Source organism: Nitrosophilus sp., assembly GCF_982775275.1.
This window is the reverse complement of record NZ_CEXZHP010000257.1, coordinates 1-1,739: the sequence shown is the minus strand read 5'-3', so window position 1 is coordinate 1,739 and position 1,739 is coordinate 1. Positions and strand designations below refer to the sequence as shown.

General features: G+C 37.7%; 2 protein-coding genes. Both read left to right on the top strand.

Annotation, left to right across the window (positions count from 1 at the left end; all coding sequences use genetic code 11):
- Positions 1-1,378: class I tRNA ligase family protein (locus AC30RD_RS08995; RefSeq protein WP_489494187.1), on the top strand; the 1,378-nt coding region annotated here is incomplete at its 5' end.
- 123 nt (positions 1,379-1,501) lie between these two features.
- The coding region (locus tag AC30RD_RS08990; RefSeq protein ID WP_489494185.1) for a hypothetical protein at positions 1,502-1,739 on the top strand (238 nt) is incomplete at its 3' end.

The window sequence follows — 1,739 nt, the reverse complement described above, 5'->3', positions numbered from 1 at the left end:
TTGCGATGTGTGTGGTCATGAGTGGGCAAGCGTGGAGGAAAAGGAGCATACTTGTGTGAAATGCGCCTCTAAAAATATTCACCAAGATCCGGATGTACTTGATACATGGTTTAGCTCCGCTTTATGGCCGTTTTCCACTCTTGGCTGGGGAAATGGTGATGTAGAGATGGATAGATTGTTTCAAAGTAATGATTTAAAAGAGTTTTACCCGAATTCTCTCTTGATTACAGGCTTTGATATTCTCTTTTTCTGGGTTGCCAGAATGATGATGATGGGTGAACATTTTATGGGTTCTTTGCCGTTTAAAGATATCTATTTGCATGCACTCGTGCGAGATGAACATGGGCAAAAGATGAGTAAAAGCAAGGGAAATGTCATAGATCCGCTTGATATGGTCAATGAATTCAGTGCCGATATTTTACGCTTTACCTTAGCTATTTCGGCAGCGCAGGGGCGTGATATTAGGATGAGCACGAAAAAGCTTGAGTTAAACAGAAATTTTACCAACAAGCTCTACAATGCGGCGAAATATTTGCAGATGAATGTAGAAAAGTTCCCGGATCTTGACGGTTTTTGTCTTGAAACACCGCTTGGTCGCTATATGGTGTCGCGTTTGAATCAGGCAACAAAAGAGGTACGCGCTTACTTGGATGAGTACCGTTTTAATGATGCTGCTACAACTGTTTACAGATTTATTTGGAATGAGTTTTGTGACTGGGGAATTGAGCTAAGCAAAGCGGATAAGTCAAGCATTGTTGAGCTTGGAGCTATTTTTAAAGAGTCTATGAAACTTTTGCATCCGTTCATGCCTTTTATTACGGAATATTTGTGGCATAAACTCTCAGGAACGACACTACAAGAGAGTGAATCGATTATGATAAAGCCTTTCCCGACAAAAACAAAAAAGCGAAAAAAAGATGAGGCGCGTTTTGAGATGATTATGGATGCTATTGTCTCTATTCGTCGGGCAAAAGTTCTGGTTGATATGGCAAATAGACATATTCAACAGGCTTATGTCAAAATAGATGATTTTACACAAGAAGACAAAGAGATTGCCAAGCCTTATATTGAGAAGTTGGCAAAAGTTGAAAATGTCTCCTTTACGGATGCAAAGATACCAAATGCAGTCAGTGATATCGGTCAAAAGTGTGAAGTTTTTATTCCTACTGCATCTATTGATCTCTCGGCAATTATTAACAGACTCAAAAAACAAGAGGAGAAGCTTGAAAAAGAGATTCAAAAGCTTTCGGGAATGCTGGCTAATGAGCGTTTCGTTGCAAATGCGCCCGAGGATGTTTTGGAGAAAAATCGTCAGGCACTTGCTTTGGCACAGGAGAAGCAAAATAAAGTTCGCGAGCAGTTAAAGTCACTGCTTTAGTATTTTTCTTTATATATACAATATACTCTTACAAAACCAGTTGTTAAACGGAGTGGTCATTTTCGAAATATGAATTTATCTGATATAATACAAAAAAACACAATGACCGCGCAGGTGCTGACTATGAAAAATATATTAACAGAACAGATTCTTGAGAATTACAACTGTTACAAGAATAAAATTATTAGATCGATGGAAGATTTTGCATACAGAAAAAAACGGTATGGTGTTAACTTTTCAATAGCGCTTTTTATAAGTAGTATGAAAATTAGTGAAAGTTTCGTTAAAGAGCATGTGCGAGATACTGATAAAGTTATTCAATTATCAGATAATTTTCTTGCTGTTGTATTTGATTTTGCTA